We start from the raw sequence: 16,836 nt of genomic DNA on the forward strand, positions 1-16,836 counted from the left end.
AGAAGTGATGAAGGAAAATGAAATCAATCGTACAATTTCGATCTATTAAAACGAAGCTAATCGCTTTTTCATTGCTACTTTTAATGATTCCGTTACTTATCTTAGGTTTTATAAGCTATCAGCAAAGTAAATCAAACCTAGAGACGGTAGGGAAAGAAAATCTAAAAAATAGTGTGGAAATGACGATAGCCATGATTGAGCAATTCAATCAAGAGGTAGAAGAAGGCAATTTATCATTAGAGGAAGCTCAGGAAAAAGTAAAGATTGCTATTTTAGGAGAAAAGGATAGTGAAGGAAAGCGACCGATTAATAAGGACATTAAACTTGGCGACAATGGTTATATTTTTGTCGTTGACCAAAAAGGGATGTCAGTTGCCCATCCAAATATAGAGGGTACGAATGTCTGGGATGAAGAGGATGATAATGGCGTTAAGTACATACAAGGAATCATTGCCAAAGGGAATGAAGGTGGTGGATTTGTTTCTTATTCGTGGCCATTACCTAATTCAGGTCAGTTAGAGGACAAAGGGGTTTATGCGGAAACGGATCCATATTGGGGTTGGGTCATTGGTGCGAGCACTTATTTAATGGACTTCAATAAACCAGCACAAAGTATTCTTAAAATAACACTTATAGTAATTGGCTTGGCCATTATTGTTGGGATATTGATCATTTGGCAATATGCGAGTAGTATGACGAAGCCTATTAACCAAGCGGCTCAAGCGATGGAGCGTTTTGCAGAGGGAGATTTATCTCAAGAAAGTATGGCTATACGTTCAAAAGATGAAATTGGTAAACTGGCAAGCGCCATGAATCAAATGCAAATAAGGTTGAAAGATATGATTCATAATATTGCTCAAGCATCTGACTTAATTAATACTTCTAGTAAAGAGCTAACGCATTCAGCAAATGAAGTTAATATGGGAGCGGAGCAAGTCGCAATTACGATGCATGAATTAGCATCAGGTGCTGAGGGACAAGCCCACCATTCTAGTGAATTAACTTCATTAATGGAGCGCTTTACTACAGATTTACAGGAAACGAATCAGCATGGTGCACATATTCATCAATCTTCAGTAGAAGTTTTAGCATTAACGAATGAAGGAAGTCAGCTTATGACATCCTCTAATTCTCAAATGGAAAAGATTGATAGCATCGTGCAAAATGCCGTTGAGAAAGTGAAAAAATTAGATGCTCAAGCACAGGAAATTTCTAAATTGGTCGTGGTCATTAAGGATATCGCAGATCAAACGAACCTGTTAGCTTTAAATGCTGCGATTGAAGCGGCAAGAGCAGGAGAGCATGGCAAAGGATTTGCTGTTGTTGCAGATGAAGTACGTAAGCTTGCAGAACAAGTAGCCTTTTCAGTAAACGATATTACATCCATCGTCACGAATATTCAGCAAGATTTTGATGTGGTCACGAACTCTTTAGAGGATGGTTACCAAGAAGTAAAAGAAGGCACGAATCAAATAAAAGCTACTACTGAAACATTTAACACGATTAGCCACTCCATTAATGATGTAGTGGAGAGTGTCCAATTAATTTCAACGAATTTATCGAAAGTTACAGAAGATGGTCATAAAATGAACAACTCTATTCAAGAAATTGCTGCGGTAGCAGAGGAATCTGCTGCAGGTGTCGAGCAAACAACAGCTACGACAGAAGAGACAAGTAGCTCAATGGAGGATATGGCTGGAAAGTCTGCTCAACTATCGGAATTAGCATTACAATTGAAAGCACTCATTGCTCAATTCAAACTATAAAAAAAATCTCCCACTCTCTGAAATGAGAGGGGAGATTTTTTTACATCATGCCAACACCAATAATACCGATGAGGATGATAAAGAAAAGAACAAAGAACACGATGAATAAAATAACAGCTGGAATAAAGATAGTGAAGAAGGCCATCCAGTTAGAAATTTCATGTGCTTCTGCAACGGCGCCAACAGAAATAACAAAAGACCATACACTAACAACTATAGTTGCTAAAACAGTTGGCCAAAAGATCCATGGCACATCTCCGATAAAGTTCGGATCTAATAATGAATCTGGTGATGTAACTAACCAAATAATATAAAGCGGAATGAGGACAATATAAGGTACTGCTGTTAAACTTAATCCTTTAAATAAGTCAGAGTAAGTACCAGTACCTTTAAATAATTTACCAAATAACCAAGTGACCAATGCAGAAATAGCTGTCCCGATAATACCAGCGATTGGAGCGAAAATGATACATAATAATGCTAAAATCCATGGTGATAAATCGGGAAATAACTCCGAATCAATTAGTCCAGACATAAGAGAGCCGATATAGCCAATAGACAAAATCAAAATTGCAAAGCCAATAGATTTTTCATTAATCATATAACGAGTCGTTTGCTTTGGATGTAGCCAAGCTGATAAAAATGGATTTAGTCTTGGCCTTTCTTCTTGCGATGTCTCATTATAGTTTTCCATCAAACTACCTCCAAAATAATAGTATAATTGCTTATTCCATATGTTAATATACGAGTGAAGTGAAGAAAAGTTTCGTAGAAAATTAAAATAACGCCCTAAATAAAAAAGAGTCGTAATGATCGACTCTTTTTTGCAATGGATTTTTATTCAGCTAACATCAATTTTTCTAGCTCAAGCGGTTCGATGTATTGCTCACCTTTGTAAGCACGCATATTACCACCAGAGATTTCATCGATTAATAAAATCTCATTTGTATTTGCATCGCGGCCAAACTCTAGTTTAATGTCATAAAGTGTTAAACCTTTTTTAGCAAGCTCGGCTGCAACAAATTTAGAAATTTCAATTGTACGTTGTTTTAAAATAGCATATTCTTCGTGAGTTAACAGGTTTAACATAGCTAAAGCATCTTCTGAAATAGGAGGATCTAGTCGATCATCATCTTTAATGGTTACTTCTACGAAGGAGTCTAAATCTTGTCCTTCTTTAACATAGGCACCGTAGCGACGTAGGAATGAACCAACAGCTTTGAAGCGGCAAATTACTTCCAAACCGTTCCCGAAAACTGTTGCAGGTTTTACTGTCATCGTTGCATCTTCAAAGTTTGCGTCTACATAATGCGTAGGAACACCTTGTTCATTTAATTTGGAATAGAAATAGGAAGTTAGGCGTAAACCTGCTAAACCAGCGCCATCAATCGTTAATCCAACAGTATTAGCACCTGGGTCAAAAACACCGTTTTCTCCTGTCACATCGTCTTTAAATTTTAATAAATAATGACCATCTTCTAGTTTGAACACATTTTTTGTTTTCCCTGTATACAATAATTCCACAAAAATACCCTCCAATATTTCATAGTACTCTAAAATTATAACACGAATGTTTTAAATATTTAATAATAAAAATGTTCGTTTTAAATGTTTATTTACATGTTTTATAACGGAATATCTAATGAAAAATAAGGTGATAACGAATATTCGCTATCACCTTATATGAAATTAAGAATATTTTGAATTTGGATTATAGGAAACTATGACAAAGAAATACTATTAATAAACACCTTCCATAAGCATTCCATCAGCTACTTTGATAAAGCCCGCGATGTTTGCTCCCATTACTAAATTACCTGGGAAGCCATATTTTTCAGCTGCTGCTTTGCTGTCCATATAAATATTTTTCATAATTTGATGAAGTTTCGCATCTACTTCTTCAAATGACCAAAATACGCGGCTTGAATCTTGTGCCATTTCAAGAGCAGATACAGCAACACCGCCAGCATTTGCTGCTTTAGCAGGACCGAATAATACACCTGCATTTAGGAATTCATTGATTGCTTCCAGGTCTGATGGCATATTGGCACCTTCACCGATAGCTTTCACACCATTTGAAATTAATGTACGAGCCGATTCACCATTAATTTCGTTTTGAGTAGCACATGGTAGGGCAATATCACAAGGAATTGTCCAGATACCTGTACAACCTTCTGTAAAAGTAGCATTTGGTCGGTAATTAACGTAAGTTGAAATACGGTCACCTTTTACTTCTTTAATTTCTTTAATAGCTGCTAAATCTAAGCCTTCAGGGTCATAAATATAGCCTGAAGAGTCAGAGCAAGCAACCACTTTTGCACCATATTGTTGAGCTTTTTCAATGGCATAAGTAGAAACGTTACCAGAACCAGAAACAACTACTGTTTTTCCTTCGAATGAATCATTTGCATCTTTTAACATTTCGTTGACAAAATAAACTGTACCGTAGCCAGTTGCCTCTTTACGTGCTAAAGAGCCACCATAACCAGGAGTCTTACCAGTTAGTACACCTGATTCATTTGCCTTTGTTAAACGTTTGTATTGGCCCCATAAATAGCCAACTTCACGAGCACCTACACCAATATCACCAGCAGGAACATCGACATCTGGACCAATATGACGGTATAATTCAGTCATGAATGCTTGGCAGAATCGCATGATTTCTGAGTCTGACTTACCTTTCGGATCGAAGTTCGAACCACCTTTACCACCACCGATTGGTTGCCCAGTCAACGCATTTTTAAAGATTTGCTCAAAGCCTAGGAACTTAATGATGGATTCGTTCACGGAAGGGTGGAAGCGAAGGCCGCCTTTATAAGGCCCCATCACATTGCTGTATTGAACACGATAACCGCGATTTACTTGCACTTGATTGTTATCATCTTGCCAAGCTACACGGAAGGAAATAATACGATCAGGCTCAACGATTCGAGATAAAATATTGGCCTGAATATATTCAGGATGTTGTGCGAATACAGGCACTAATGAGATGAAAATTTCTTCAGCCGCTTGTAAAAATTCCGCTTGATGACAGTTCTGTTGTTTTAGCTGCTCAAATACGCCATCAACGTATTCTTTTGCTAATTGTTCATTGCTAACAGTTGTAATTGTCATAATTAAAACCCCCATTTAGTTGATAGGTGTATCGTATATCTATTTTTCAAACTATTCAATAAAATACTTTGTAAGTTTGTGAAGAAATGAGCAAGAGAGGTCTCAAAAATATTATATTAAAATAATTATGTACTAAGTAATTAATCTAATTTCGAGAAAGGAATGATGCTTTATTGTGAAGGTTCTAATAGACGCTGATGCCTGTCCAGTAGTGGATTTGGCGCTATCTATATCATCTGAATATGAGATAGAAACTATCTTATTTTGCGATACATCTCACCGTGTTGAACGTGATAATGTAATAACAATTACTGTTCCGAAAGGTCCGGATTCGGTTGATTTTACGCTTGTGAACGCGCTTTCAAAACATGATATTGTCATTACACAGGATTACGGGTTAGCAGCAATGGTTTTAGCAAGAGGTGGATATCCGATCGATCAAAATGGACGAGAAATGTCTGATGAAAATATCGAACGTTTGCTCGATATGCGTCATGTTGGTCAAAAAATTAGAAGGGCAGGAGGGCGAACAAAGGGACCTAAAAAAAGAACACAAGAAAACAATATTTCGTTTGAAAGGAAATTTCGACAAATTTGTGAACGAGCAATTTTAGCTCATAAAATGGAGGAATCTACAGGTGAAAAATGAACGTAATCACGAACTATTGGAGCAATATCCACAGCTGAAGGAACTAGCAAAGAAGGATACTGTTTTCTGGGAAAATACAAATCGGATGAAAAAACCAAAGACAATGCACTTTACTATGTCTGAAGTAGAGGATGCGGAAGAAACATTGCAGCGTTTTTCATCATATTTAAAAGTAGTCTTTCCTGAGCTTGTAAAAAGTGATGGTCTGATTGAATCCACTATTGAGGAAATAGTAAAGATGAAAAATGCCCTTGAACAACGGTATGATGTCTCAATACCTGGCCAATTACTGTTAAAATGTGATCATAATTTACCGATTTCTGGATCAATCAAAGCACGTGGAGGAATTTATGAAGTATTAAAACACGCAGAAAGGCTTGCTTTGGCAAGTGGAAAGCTTAAAGTAGAGGATGATTATGCAGTCTTAGCTACAGAGGCATTTCAATCATTTTTCCGACACTATACAATTGCAGTAGGCTCTACAGGAAATTTAGGTTTAAGTATCGGCATTATGGGCAAGAAGCTCGGCTTTAATGTCGTAGTACATATGTCGAGCGACGCCAAGAAATGGAAAAAAGACTTGCTACGAGAAAAGGGAGCGACAGTGATTGAATATGAGGCTGATTACAGTGTGGCGGTAGAACAGGGCCGACAAGAAGCTATACAAGATCCAATGTGCCATTTCATTGATGATGAAAACTCAAAGGATTTATTCGCAGGCTATGCAGTAGCCGCAAAGCGTTTAAAAGGTCAATTAGAAAAGGCTAATATAACAGTCAATTCAGTGCATCCTTTGTTAGTTTATTTACCATGTGGTGTAGGTGGAGGGCCAGGTGGGGTTGCCTATGGACTGCGAGAACTATTCGGCGAGCATGTGCATATTTTCTTTGCAGAACCCGTCGCATCTCCTTGTATGACGCTAGGCTTAATGACAGGTTTACATGATGAAATTAGTGTAGAGGATATTGGCTTAGACAATAAGACGGAAGCAGACGGTCTAGCAGTCGGCCGTGCCTCTAAATTCGTTGGAAAAGTAATGGACACGTATATTAGCGGATGTTATACGGTAAAAGATGAGGAATTATTTACTTCACTTGCATTAGCAATGGAGTCTGAGGAGCTATTTTTAGAGCCATCCGCACATGCAGGAATGTTTGGACCGATCCAGTTAATGAAAAACGGGCAAAAATATTTAGAAAAGCATCATTTAACCGACAAAATGGAGCAAGCTACTCATATTGTATGGGCGACAGGTGGAAGTATGGTGCCGAAGGAAATGCGTGAGGACTATTTAAAACAGACAACATTATAACCATTAACTATTTATAGGCATTAAAAAAGCCTAGAAATTTCTTTCTAGGCTTGATTCTCACTTACTTTAAATGCTCCATGACACACTGCCTCGCTTTCGCATTGTATCTTAAAAATAAGACAACCGTGCTTTAGCTACATTCAGTTTTGTTGGACCTTCAGAGTTTGCAATCCATCCCACTCATCGGGTTAACCCTCCTAGTCATTGGATTTGAAGTGAAATCGTTAATAGTATGGGTCAATACTTATTTTTTATACACATTTTTTTAACTTATGTGTAGAAACCTTAATAATTATCGCTGTAGCTGTTTTCGCTGAGCACTTAAAAATACTTCATGAGCTGCTCGCACACCAGCACCTGGCTCAAAATCATAGGAAAAGTCTTGAAGTGCTGCTTCCATTAATGAAACTGCCTGTAATACATCGCTAGGGAAACAATAGCCCATATGACCAAATCTGAAAATTTTCCCTTGTAAATGACCAAGCCCTCCAGCGAAATCTAAATGATAATGCTGTTTTAAATGTGTTAAGAAATCGTTGAGATCAATCCCTTTTGGAGCCATGATCGCTGTAATTGTCGGGGATGCATACTCATCGTCAGTTAAAAGGTCAATGTTCAGTGCTTTCATCGCATTACGGACCATGTTTTTCATTAATTCATGTCGGGCAACAGTTGTATCAAAGCCACCTTCCTGCTCAATTAGCTTACAAACCTCATGAAGTCCATAGATAAGTGTGATAGTAGGCGTATTTGGCGTCATCCCTTTTTCTGCCCAGCTCCGATAGCTCAATAAATTTAAATAATAGGATGGGGTTTTATTTTCTTCTATGATTTGCCAAGCTCTTTCACTTATGCTAACAAGAGAAAGCCCTGGTGGCAACATCATCGCCTTTTGAGAGCCTGTAACAAGAATATCGACTCCCCAAGCATCCATCTCAGCAGTAGCACCACCAATGCAACTTACACCATCGACGATACATAATGCAGCTGTTTCTTCACGAACGACCTGTGCTAATTCAGCGATCGGGTTTAAAATACCAGTGGAAGTTTCATTGTATGTGATAAAAACAGCCTTAATATCCTTTAATGGCTGTAAGAAATCCCGTAACTCATTAGCCGTGCAAGCTTGACCCCATTCTTTTTCAAGCTTATGTACGTTAAAGCCGTATTTTTCACAAATCGAAATAAAATAGTCACCAAAAGCTCCAACTGTAACAACGACCACATGTTCACCAGCTGAAACCGTATTCACCGCAGCTGCCTCTAGAGCAGCTGTGCCACCTGATGGGAGTAGTAAAATATCTTGCTTTGTCCCAAAAATAGGTTTTACTAATTCGACTGTTTCTCGATATAATTCCACAAATTCAGCGCTTCGATGACTAAAAATATCACGATTCATCGCAAGCTGAACCTTTTTTGGAATAGGTGTTGGCCCAGGATGTCTTAAAATATTTTCATACACAAATATCAGTCCCCTTTGAAAGAAATTCTAAATTTTCTAACTATAATCATAACATAATTATTATATCTGCTAGCTATATTTTTGAAAAATGATGGAAGAGATTGTCATTATGATACAATTTCCTAAAAGGAGGCTATGCAATGGAAACAATGATGCATTATCCATTTATCTATTTTTTGTACGAAGCAAATCAGGTGTTGGTTTATAAAATTCAAACATTAAATTATATCACGATAGATGATGTGGTGGAGAGAGGGAAATGGGAGGCATATGAACTTCAACCATTTGAATCATTTGCTGCTTTTCGACATGAACGAAGCAGTCCAAAGGAGGGATGGACTTTGATGGTAGAGCAAGATCATCTAAATCTTTTTGTAGACATTATTAATGATACCATTCAACAACAGAAAGTTTTGACAACAACGACAGCCCCAATGGTACATATTGTCTGTTCCGAATCCGTAGCAGGCTCACTACGAGTAGCACTTGCACCGCCGAAATATGTAATAGGGTTTCCAGATGATTTGTCTATAGGTCCGTTATGGAAGCTTGATGAAAAAAGAGGACAGGCATTTCGCCATGAATGGTTAATGGAAAATATAAATGATGGTATGGATGATTTTGTGAATTATCATCATTTCATGAATACGATAAGAGAAATACAGGATATTCCGAGTCATTTACCTATTTACATATGGTATGGAGACAATATAGAAGAACAATGTGGACTTAGATTTTTCCTTTATTTATTACGTGAAAAAACGAATGAAATCTATCTTATCAATACTGGGAAAGAGCGTGTTAGCATTCGGCAATGGAACGTAGAGCAGTATGACAAAATACGCTTGACTGCTAATGCGCATCTAATATTTCAGCAGCAATGGGAACGTTTAGCGAGGACAAAAGAGGTGTTACGCCTCTGGTTGCATCAACAAATTCAGGCGGTTCCAGTGAACGCCTATGATTCATTGATAATAACAAGGCTAGAACAACTTCATCAGCAGCAAGGAACCATCGATTATATTCAAACAGGGGCACTCATTTCAGAGCTTTTAACTAAAATGGAGGCTCCTCCAAATATCTTCTTTCTTGAATATAGAATTCGTTATTTAGTGTACAGTGGTGTATTTGAATTAAAAGGCATCCCTAAATCTATGCACCATTATCAAGTAAAAATGCGCCAAAAACCTCTTCAGCATTAAGGCATGAAGAGGTTTTTGAACGGTTTATTAGGCAACAAATGGTCTGTTCATACGCATTAAACCATAAATAGCAAAGAATAAGCCGCCTGTTATAATCATTAGAATTGTATAAAGCACGGCTTTCCCTGATTCTCCACACCAACGATAAAATAATCGGTAGGAGAAGTATAATGTAAAGCCTGCTGCACCTAAAGAAGCAAGTATGCCAATAAGAGGAATAAACGAAACGATGATCAAGCCCGCATAAATGAGCGTATTTTTTAAAGCTGTGGCACGTACTGTTTCTCGGCTATCGCCACTAGCTGTCAGCAGGAAAAGACTGTATACATTAATAATAGGAATCCAAGCGATATAGGCTACATCTGCAAAACCATTTGTTTTAGACGTCATAAAATAAATTAGTGCACTAATAATATAGGCGATTAAACCTAAAGCAAGAGCTGCTAAAATAAATATATTAAATAAACCACCCATGGCTGCATCAAAATCATTGTAATAATACGAATCATTATAGTTCATCAGTAAAACCTCCTTTCATAAAAAAAATACCTCCTAATAATAACAATCCTAAAGTGGTAAATCTACAACAATTTTTATAAGATACTTAGTGAAAATCGCACAAATGTACTAGGACATTCGCTTTTTCTAAAATGTTGATGATGATTTTTTGAGTAGTAAATGCAAAAATGCAAAAAATATCCTTTATGGAAAGAGTATGCTAGTTTTGGAGAATTATTTTTAGCGAATTGTGTTTTTCAATGTTTCCCCTATAGAAAACATTACTATCCTATGATGGAGGGGGTTCATAAAATGCAAAAAAAATCACCTTACGTTAAAGTGAGGTGATTTTTTCGACTGAATTAAATAAATTTAGCAATATGCTCTAGCTCGATACGAGAAGAATTGTAAGCAGGAGCGGCAGCCTTGCCAATGGCGATTAAAATAATAGGTACAATATGATCGGCTAATTCAAAGCGTTTTGCGAAGGCTTCTTTATTAAATCCACCCATCGGAACGGTATCATAACCCATATCTTTTGCTAATAGCATGATTTGCATGGAAATCAGACCTGCATCGAATGTCACGATATTTTTTAAAACTTCTTGTGGAAGCTGAGAATACAAGTTTATAGAGTTATTGATCATTAAATCCCTTGTTGCTTCATTGATATAGCCTAGATCAAAATTTTTTGTATAGATAGCCTCTGCATTCTCGTACATTTTTGTATCACCTAAAACGGCAATAATAGCGGAGGAAGTTTCAACCTGTTCTTGATTGTTGGCAATAGCACGTAGCTCTTTTTTTGTTGCCTCGTCTTGAATGACTAAAAAGCGCCAAGGCTGCATGTTACTAGAGGATGGAGCAGACGTTGCTTCTGTAAGCAATTGTTCTAATTGTTCTTGAGGAATTTTATAATTTTCATCGTATTTGCGAACAGATTTACGGTCATGCATAATTTTATTTAGATAACTTTTAGTCACTGTCATAATTCCAATCTCCTTCGTTTGTGTAATGCATTTTTTACTATACGATAAAGGGATTGATTTTCCAAGTGAATTGCTTGAATTTGAGAATCTTGAATTCAATAACTCTGTGATTTCTTCCCATTGCTATAATTAGCGCTAAAGTTTAAAGTTCTCGATCGTATGTTCGGAATATATGTTCCCTTTTACGAGATAATGTGTTACATTAATAAGGAAAAATAGAGAGAGAGAAGGAGTGGAAGTAATTTATGCAAGGGAATACCCATATTGTTGGGGGCATCACTGCAAGTCTTGCCTTTGCACAGTTTTCAAATGATAACCCACTTGTCTTAGTAGGTGCAAGTGTTATCGGAGCATTACTTCCAGATATATGTCATAGAGGTAGTAAAATTGGTCGAACTTTTCCTATCATAGCGAAACTTGTCAATACTGTGTTTGGGCATCGTTCCTTTACACATAGCTTACTTTTTCTATTGTTAGTGATGTTGATATTACATACGTTGATTCCTTATAGAGCCATTTCTATTGGAGTTATTGTTGGGATGGCAAGTCATATTGTGCTTGATATGTGCACTAAGAAGGGAGTTAAACTATTTTTCCCCGCGTCTGTATCCATTCGTTTTCCACTGACGACGAAAACTGGTAGTAAGGTGGAGGGGATCGTGCTTATGTTATTGTCAATGCTGTCCATCTATTTGAGCTATGAATTGATTGCAAGATTTATTTATTCTATATAAATAAGGAGAGCCCCAGTATAAATTTACTGGGGCTTCATCATATTAGTCAGCTTGAACCTCTTCCACTGTTTGCTCTACCTCGGCACGTGTCATTTTTTCACGACCTTCTTGCATAGCCTTTAAAGTTTTATGAGCTAGGGCAAGTGGTAAACGACAGAACAATAGAATTGTTCGTTTATTAATATCTTTCATATATAGATCTGCTTTAGCTAAATTTTCTTCAGCATAGGCAAATAAATCCTCACGTGTCCAACCTTCGGGAACAAAGCTAACCCCACGTTCATCTAAATCCTCATGTTGATTTCGTAAGATGTTGACGGCCTGAAGCCCTCGACCATAGCCAATCGCTAACTCACGATCCGTTTTAACGTCTGCACCCCACGCCCAAAGCTCAGACAACATCGTCCCTACAAGCCCTGCCACGTAGTATGTATAGTCATCTAAATCCTCACGTGTACGTACTTGCCAATTGGCCTTAGCCCATTTCGCCATACCAAAAGCCATTTCACTTGTAGAAGCTTGGACAATTTTGCGTGATTCTTCCGGGCAAAACGTTAGCCAATCTGCTAAACGCAGTGTTACTTCAGGCAGCTGATCAGCATATGGAGCTAATAATGCTTGATAAGCCTCTTCATTAAATGATTCTTTTAATAATTCACTCGTTGTTGTTAGTAAATCAAATTTCACATCATTTGAAAGCTCTTCATGATCTTCAATTTCATCAATGGCACGCATAGCTAAATAGGCAGCAGCTACTGATACTTTTAAATCATTTTTTAAAAAAGTAATCGGTATATAAAACGTGCGGCTTGTATCTTTTAAAACCTGCATCGCTTCTTTGTAAAGTCTTTTTTGATCTTTCACTCGTATTCCTCCGTTCAAATGGTTCCACATCTATAGTATATCGTATCGTAAAAATAGGGAAAGATAAAACAGATTGTTCATTTTTAAAGCGATATTCTTTGAAAACGTTTACTAAAAATGATATAGTTTAATAGTAAACTATTTAAATCTATACCTTTTATGTGGTCAGAAAGTATAGATTTATGTTAGTACAACATACATGTCAAAGAGAGGAAGTTGAAAGAAATGGGACGTTTAAATAATAAAATTGCTATGATTACTGGTGGAGCTTCTGGTATGGGCGCAGCGATGGCTAAATTGTTTGCACAAGAGGGCGCTACAGTAATTGCAGCTGATATTAATGAAGAAAACCTAGCAAAAATTTCTGAGGTAGACAATGTAGAGGGAATGAAATTAGATGTTTCTTCTGACGAAAACTGGGCAGAAGTAACAAAAGCGATTGTCGACAAATATGGTCGTATTGATATTTTAATTAACAATGCTGGTATTTCATCTGAAAAGGGTCCCGATCAAATTACACAATCCGATTGGTCACTTATGCATAATATCAACGCTTTTGGTCCATTCCTCGGTATTAAACATGCGTCTAATTATATGAAGGAAGCGGGAAAAGGCTCTATTGTAAATACATCGTCTTACACAGCGATTATAGGCGCAGGATTCAATGCTTACACAGCTTCTAAAGGATCTTTACGTGCTATAGCTCGTGCAGCTGCGTCAGAACTAGGTGCGTTCAATGTTCGTGTCAATACTGTTTTCCCAGGCGTTATTGAGACACCAATGACGGCTAAATTATCAGAAGCAAAAGAAGCGATGGACATGCTAGTAAGAGCGACACCAATGGGTCGTTTAGGTCAACCTGAAGAAGTGGCGAATGCTATCTTATTTTTAGCATCAGATGAGGCTTCTTATATCACAGGTGCGGAGCTTGTTATTGATGGTGGTTATTCAGCTCGTTAATAAAACATGTATGATGAAAGTGGAAATGCCTGCTCAAGCAGTGCATTTTCACTTTTTTTGTTTTTCTAGTAGAATGATGATAAAGCTATAGAAATTCGTCAAAAAACAGCTGTCCATTAGAAATATTTTGATATTTTTCGTGATTTTTTCATGAAAGTTTACGAAGTTATTGCACAATCATTTCAACAGCGTTAAAGTTTAGAAAGGGCGAAAATGTCATAACACGATTTTGGGGGATTGTACTAAGCATTTAGCTTTTGAATGAACGAATGTATTGGTCAGGATTTTGGCACAAAAAACTCCTTGCAAAATCCATGACACCAAAGAGGCATTATGGTCGTAATTGCCTGAATCATCGCGTAAACCGTCATAGGAAGTTACGTAATAAACACAAAGGAGAATTGTATGCCAAAGGCTATAGGTATTGATGCAGGTGGCACATTAACGAAGGTTGCCTATTTAGATCAAAACAATGAACTTGTTTTAACAACCTTTCCGTCTAATGATTTGCAATCTGTGAAATCTTGGATTATTGATCATCCAGATATTGAGGATATTGGTGTTACGGGGGGACGTACAGAACAATTACTTGATGTCATTAAAACAATGAAATCGATTCATTATATAGTGGAATTTGAAGCAACATTAAAGGGTGTCCGATTTTTATTAAATAAAGAAGGGTACTTTTTTGAGCGTAGTATGATTACGAATATTGGAACAGGTACCTCCATTCATTACATGGAAGACAATACCCATATTCGCGTTGGAGGGACAGGCGTTGGTGGTGGGACATTAATAGGTTTGTCAGCGCTTACAACAGGCATTACAGATTATAATGAAATACGAGAAATGGCTGCCAATGGCAATCGTGAAAGTATTGATTTATTGGTGAAGGATATATATCAAGGGATGGATACACCAATTGATGGTCATTTAACTGCTAGTAATTTTGGAAAAGTGGGTATAACTCAGTCAATGAAGCATCCCGCTGAAGATATTATTGCGACCGTACAGGGACTTGTTGGTGAAGTCATCACAACACTCAGTATTCAATATGCAGAAGAGAAAAATGTTCAGCATATTGTTTATATTGGTTCAACACTTAGTAATAATGATCATCTTGCCCGAGTAATTGCCAATTATACACGCACAAAGAAACATACACCTGTCTTTATTAACGATCATGGCTTTTCAGGAGCTGTCGGAGCATTGCTTAATATAACGGAATATACAATTGTCTAGAGACAGATGAGAATGAACATGACTAACGTAGATTAGTCATGTTCATTTTTTTTACAATTAGCGAAGAAACTTACCTACATTAAAACGTCTCTAGCTGAACAAATTACATGTAGGAGGTGAAGTTACGTGGGCAAGCGTAATAATCGAAACAACAGTAAAACAATGAATATGAGAACGCATAATCCATTTGGTACCTACAAAAGCAAAGACCTCGATCGCAGTAATAGCAATAATAACAATCCGAATGACAACTTGAACGAAGAGTTTGCAGCAGAATTTGATGCGAAGGCCAAAAATAAAGATAATAAAACGAATCATGATAAAAACCAACAGTCTAATAAAACAAAATAGCGGGGGTATGGATCATGGCAAAAAAGAGTAAAACAAGCTTTAAAAAGAAAAAGAAGGAAGATACACATAAAAAGAATGATCGTGAGGAATATTCAGCAGAATTTAACCAAGTCATTCATAATAATCCTCAACAGCCAAAACAATAAATCAAGTTGCTCCAAATCATTTGGAGCACTTATTTTTTGCATTATTAGCCTCTTCATACAGTAAGGAGAGATGGAAGTGAAAAAATTTATTGTCATGCTTGGACTTCTTTTTGTAAGTCATTCTCTACCGCTTCCTATGTCGACTGCACATGCACAACAAGAAGTGCCTGCCTATGCAAAATGGGGACAACTAGCCATCAAAGAGGTAAAGTCGAAATATCCTACTGCCCAAATTGTAGATTATTTGCATGAAGGCAAAGAAGTACATGGATTGTCAACAATTGAGAAATTTAAGCTTTGGCTCAAGCAACCTGACAAGGAATTTGGTGTCCATGTAAAAATTAGCTATTTAACCGCAACGCAAGAAGTGGAGAAAATTGAATTTCAAGAAAGTTCTTCATAAAAAGAGGATGCCTAATTTTAGGCATCCTTGTACTTTATCCTTCTAGCTTATGAATAAACTCACGCATTAATCCTGGTAAATCTGGCCATGCATGCCCACTTACTAAATTGCCATCTGTATGGAGGTTGGCATCAATATAAGTTGCTCCTGCTACTTGCACCTCTGGCTTGCAGGCAATATAGGCAGTAAGCTCTCGTCCTTTTAACACTTCAGGAATGGTCGCGAAAATTTGTGCTGCGTGACAAACTGCTGCAATCGGTTTGTTCGTTTCAAAGAAGTGGCTCACTAATGCTGGCACATGCTCATTTAAGCGAATATATTCTGGCGCACGCCCACCTGGAAGTATGAGTCCATCAAATTGTGTTGGATCAACATCTGCAAAAGAAGTATGTGCCTCTAAACCATAGGCAGGACGCTCGATGTATGTATCGACGCCTTCGACGAAATCGTGTAATACAGTTTGTAATTTTTTTGCTGAAGGTGCTGCAATTGTGACATCATAGCCTGCTTCTAGACAACGATAATAAGGATAAAAAACCTCTAAAGCCTCTACTGCATCTCCTGCTAATATTAAAACTTTTTTCCCCATCATTCCATCTCCTTTACATAGTGAATCTACTAGCTTTATTCGACACATGCAAAAAATTTCCTGCTAACCTTTCGAAATGACAGACTTTACAAAGAAAAAAAGGAAGCGTATAGTATTTATTTAGCTAGGTAAATAATTTTTTAGGAGGTAGAATCATGAATCCCATATTCCATGCTTTATTCCAAAAAAGCCGGTATTTAACCAACTGCTTAAATGAAGTGTTGAAGCAGCATCAATTATATAGCTCACAATGGACTATTTTATATTGCCTACATAAAAACGGCCCTATGACGTTAACGCAAATTTGGAAATATTTAAATGTAGAAGCGCCAAGTATCACAAGAGCTATTACACGACTTGAGGCGTTAGGCTGGGTCCAACGATTAGATGGAGTGGATAAGCGAGAAAAAATTGTGACCTTAACTGCACAAGCTGTGGAACGTTTACCAGCAATCACAGCAACCATTTTAGCATTTGAGGAAGAAATGGTGGGCTCACTAACAGCCGAGGAACAGCAACAATTTATTAAGTTACTGGAAAAAATGAAAGGTTGAT

At 37.2% G+C, this 16,836-nt stretch carries 19 protein-coding genes; 11 read left to right on the plus strand and 8 right to left on the minus strand.

Translation table 11 applies throughout. The features are described 5' to 3' along the window. Positions 1–17: 17 nt before the first annotated feature. A complete protein-coding gene (locus tag OU989_RS07615) occupies positions 18–1,766 on the plus strand; it encodes a methyl-accepting chemotaxis protein (protein WP_274796521.1) in 1,749 nt (582 codons plus the stop codon). Between the two features lie 40 nt (positions 1,767–1,806). On the opposite strand, the gene OU989_RS07620 is transcribed toward OU989_RS07615, so the two are convergent. The 3 genes from OU989_RS07620 to gdhA all read right to left on the minus strand — a co-directional run bounded on the left by OU989_RS07620 (position 1,807) and on the right by gdhA (position 4,880). Continuing rightward, positions 1,807–2,460 (minus strand): Yip1 family protein, encoded by a 654-nt coding sequence (locus OU989_RS07620; protein WP_274796522.1) that lies wholly within the window; start codon positions 2,458–2,460, stop codon positions 1,807–1,809. A gap of 143 nt (positions 2,461–2,603) precedes the next feature. Next, positions 2,604–3,290: a phosphoribosylaminoimidazolesuccinocarboxamide synthase gene (locus tag OU989_RS07625; protein WP_274796523.1), complete on the minus strand. Its 687-nt coding sequence runs from the start codon at positions 3,288–3,290 to the stop codon at positions 2,604–2,606. A gap of 216 nt (positions 3,291–3,506) precedes the next feature. Further along, on the minus strand, positions 3,507–4,880 hold the full coding sequence (gdhA, locus tag OU989_RS07630) for an NADP-specific glutamate dehydrogenase (RefSeq protein WP_274796524.1): 1,374 nt from the start codon (positions 4,878–4,880) through the stop codon (positions 3,507–3,509). A gap of 175 nt (positions 4,881–5,055) precedes the next feature. On the opposite strand from gdhA, the gene OU989_RS07635 reads away from it, so the two are divergent. After that, on the plus strand, positions 5,056–5,529 hold the full coding sequence (locus tag OU989_RS07635) for a YaiI/YqxD family protein (RefSeq protein WP_274796525.1): 474 nt from the start codon (positions 5,056–5,058) through the stop codon (positions 5,527–5,529). Next, the gene (locus OU989_RS07640; protein ID WP_274796526.1) at positions 5,519–6,841 is read left to right on the plus strand and encodes a D-serine ammonia-lyase; all 1,323 of its coding nucleotides are present in this window, start codon (positions 5,519–5,521) and stop codon (positions 6,839–6,841) included. Before OU989_RS07635 ends, OU989_RS07640 begins: the two co-directional genes overlap by 11 nt. A gap of 292 nt (positions 6,842–7,133) precedes the next feature. On the opposite strand, the gene OU989_RS07645 is transcribed toward OU989_RS07640, so the two are convergent. Further along, entirely contained in the window at positions 7,134–8,303 is a 1,170-nt protein-coding gene (locus OU989_RS07645) for a pyridoxal-phosphate-dependent aminotransferase family protein (RefSeq protein WP_274796527.1), read from the minus strand. A gap of 140 nt (positions 8,304–8,443) precedes the next feature. On the opposite strand from OU989_RS07645, the gene OU989_RS07650 reads away from it, so the two are divergent. Further along, complete coding sequence (locus OU989_RS07650) at positions 8,444–9,505, plus strand: DUF1835 domain-containing protein (protein WP_274796529.1); 1,062 nt, start codon at positions 8,444–8,446, stop codon at positions 9,503–9,505. Between the two features lie 27 nt (positions 9,506–9,532). On the opposite strand, the gene OU989_RS07655 is transcribed toward OU989_RS07650, so the two are convergent. Then, on the minus strand, positions 9,533–10,024 hold the full coding sequence (locus OU989_RS07655; protein ID WP_274796531.1) for a hypothetical protein: 492 nt from the start codon (positions 10,022–10,024) through the stop codon (positions 9,533–9,535). 341 nt (positions 10,025–10,365) lie between these two features. Next, on the minus strand, positions 10,366–10,992 hold the full coding sequence (locus OU989_RS07660; RefSeq protein ID WP_274796533.1) for a nitroreductase family protein: 627 nt from the start codon (positions 10,990–10,992) through the stop codon (positions 10,366–10,368). Positions 10,993–11,237: 245 nt separating this feature from the next. Here OU989_RS07660 and OU989_RS07665 point away from each other — a divergent pair, with 245 nt between their 5' ends. Continuing rightward, entirely contained in the window at positions 11,238–11,726 is a 489-nt protein-coding gene (locus OU989_RS07665) for a metal-dependent hydrolase (RefSeq protein ID WP_274796535.1), read from the plus strand. A 42-nt stretch (positions 11,727–11,768) separates the two neighbouring features. Here OU989_RS07665 and OU989_RS07670 read toward each other — a convergent pair whose 3' ends face one another. Beyond that, on the minus strand, positions 11,769–12,590 hold the full coding sequence (locus OU989_RS07670; protein WP_274796536.1) for a squalene/phytoene synthase family protein: 822 nt from the start codon (positions 12,588–12,590) through the stop codon (positions 11,769–11,771). A gap of 225 nt (positions 12,591–12,815) precedes the next feature. On the opposite strand from OU989_RS07670, the gene OU989_RS07675 reads away from it, so the two are divergent. The 5 genes from OU989_RS07675 (at position 12,816) to OU989_RS07695 (ending at position 15,692) form a co-directional block, all read left to right on the plus strand. Further along, positions 12,816–13,550, plus strand: coding sequence for an SDR family NAD(P)-dependent oxidoreductase (locus OU989_RS07675; RefSeq protein WP_274796537.1), 735 nt, complete (start codon positions 12,816–12,818; stop codon positions 13,548–13,550). Between the two features lie 405 nt (positions 13,551–13,955). Beyond that, positions 13,956–14,792: a type II pantothenate kinase gene (gene coaW / locus OU989_RS07680; RefSeq protein WP_274796538.1), complete on the plus strand. Its 837-nt coding sequence runs from the start codon at positions 13,956–13,958 to the stop codon at positions 14,790–14,792. Positions 14,793–14,918: 126 nt separating this feature from the next. After that, a complete protein-coding gene (locus tag OU989_RS07685; RefSeq protein WP_274796539.1) occupies positions 14,919–15,143 on the plus strand; it encodes a hypothetical protein in 225 nt (74 codons plus the stop codon). Positions 15,144–15,157: 14 nt separating this feature from the next. Further along, on the plus strand, positions 15,158–15,289 hold the full coding sequence (locus OU989_RS07690; protein ID WP_274796540.1) for a hypothetical protein: 132 nt from the start codon (positions 15,158–15,160) through the stop codon (positions 15,287–15,289). Between the two features lie 76 nt (positions 15,290–15,365). Next, positions 15,366–15,692 (plus strand): DUF3889 domain-containing protein, encoded by a 327-nt coding sequence (locus OU989_RS07695; protein WP_312507114.1) that lies wholly within the window; start codon positions 15,366–15,368, stop codon positions 15,690–15,692. A 34-nt stretch (positions 15,693–15,726) separates the two neighbouring features. Here OU989_RS07695 and OU989_RS07700 read toward each other — a convergent pair whose 3' ends face one another. Further along, positions 15,727–16,281, minus strand: coding sequence for a DJ-1/PfpI family protein (locus tag OU989_RS07700; protein ID WP_274796542.1), 555 nt, complete (start codon positions 16,279–16,281; stop codon positions 15,727–15,729). Positions 16,282–16,436: 155 nt separating this feature from the next. Here OU989_RS07700 and OU989_RS07705 point away from each other — a divergent pair, with 155 nt between their 5' ends. Beyond that, positions 16,437–16,835 carry a MarR family winged helix-turn-helix transcriptional regulator gene (locus OU989_RS07705; RefSeq protein WP_274796544.1) on the plus strand — a complete coding sequence of 133 codons (399 nt, stop codon included), beginning with the start codon at positions 16,437–16,439 and terminating at the stop codon, positions 16,833–16,835. Position 16,836: the final 1 nt, after the last annotated feature.

It is taken from the genome of Lysinibacillus irui (assembly GCF_028877475.1).
GTDB classification, from domain to species: domain Bacteria; phylum Bacillota; class Bacilli; order Bacillales_A; family Planococcaceae; genus Lysinibacillus; species Lysinibacillus irui.

Coding starts and splice junctions, on each gene's coding strand:
- OU989_RS07650 (WP_274796529.1), top strand. CDS start 8,444: ATGGAAACAATGATGCATTATCCATTTATCTATTTTTTGTACGAAGCA.
- OU989_RS07620 (WP_274796522.1), bottom strand. CDS start 2,460: ATGGAAAACTATAATGAGACATCGCAAGAAGAAAGGCCAAGACTAAAT.
- OU989_RS07675 (WP_274796537.1), top strand. CDS start 12,816: ATGGGACGTTTAAATAATAAAATTGCTATGATTACTGGTGGAGCTTCT.
- OU989_RS07655 (WP_274796531.1), bottom strand. CDS start 10,024: ATGAACTATAATGATTCGTATTATTACAATGATTTTGATGCAGCCATG.
- OU989_RS07665 (WP_274796535.1), top strand. CDS start 11,238: ATGCAAGGGAATACCCATATTGTTGGGGGCATCACTGCAAGTCTTGCC.
- gdhA (WP_274796524.1), bottom strand. CDS start 4,880: ATGACAATTACAACTGTTAGCAATGAACAATTAGCAAAAGAATACGTT.
- OU989_RS07660 (WP_274796533.1), bottom strand. CDS start 10,992: ATGACAGTGACTAAAAGTTATCTAAATAAAATTATGCATGACCGTAAA.
- OU989_RS07700 (WP_274796542.1), bottom strand. CDS start 16,281: ATGGGGAAAAAAGTTTTAATATTAGCAGGAGATGCAGTAGAGGCTTTA.
- OU989_RS07615 (WP_274796521.1), top strand. CDS start 18: ATGAAATCAATCGTACAATTTCGATCTATTAAAACGAAGCTAATCGCT.
- OU989_RS07690 (WP_274796540.1), top strand. CDS start 15,158: ATGGCAAAAAAGAGTAAAACAAGCTTTAAAAAGAAAAAGAAGGAAGAT.
- coaW (WP_274796538.1), top strand. CDS start 13,956: ATGCCAAAGGCTATAGGTATTGATGCAGGTGGCACATTAACGAAGGTT.
- OU989_RS07705 (WP_274796544.1), top strand. CDS start 16,437: ATGAATCCCATATTCCATGCTTTATTCCAAAAAAGCCGGTATTTAACC.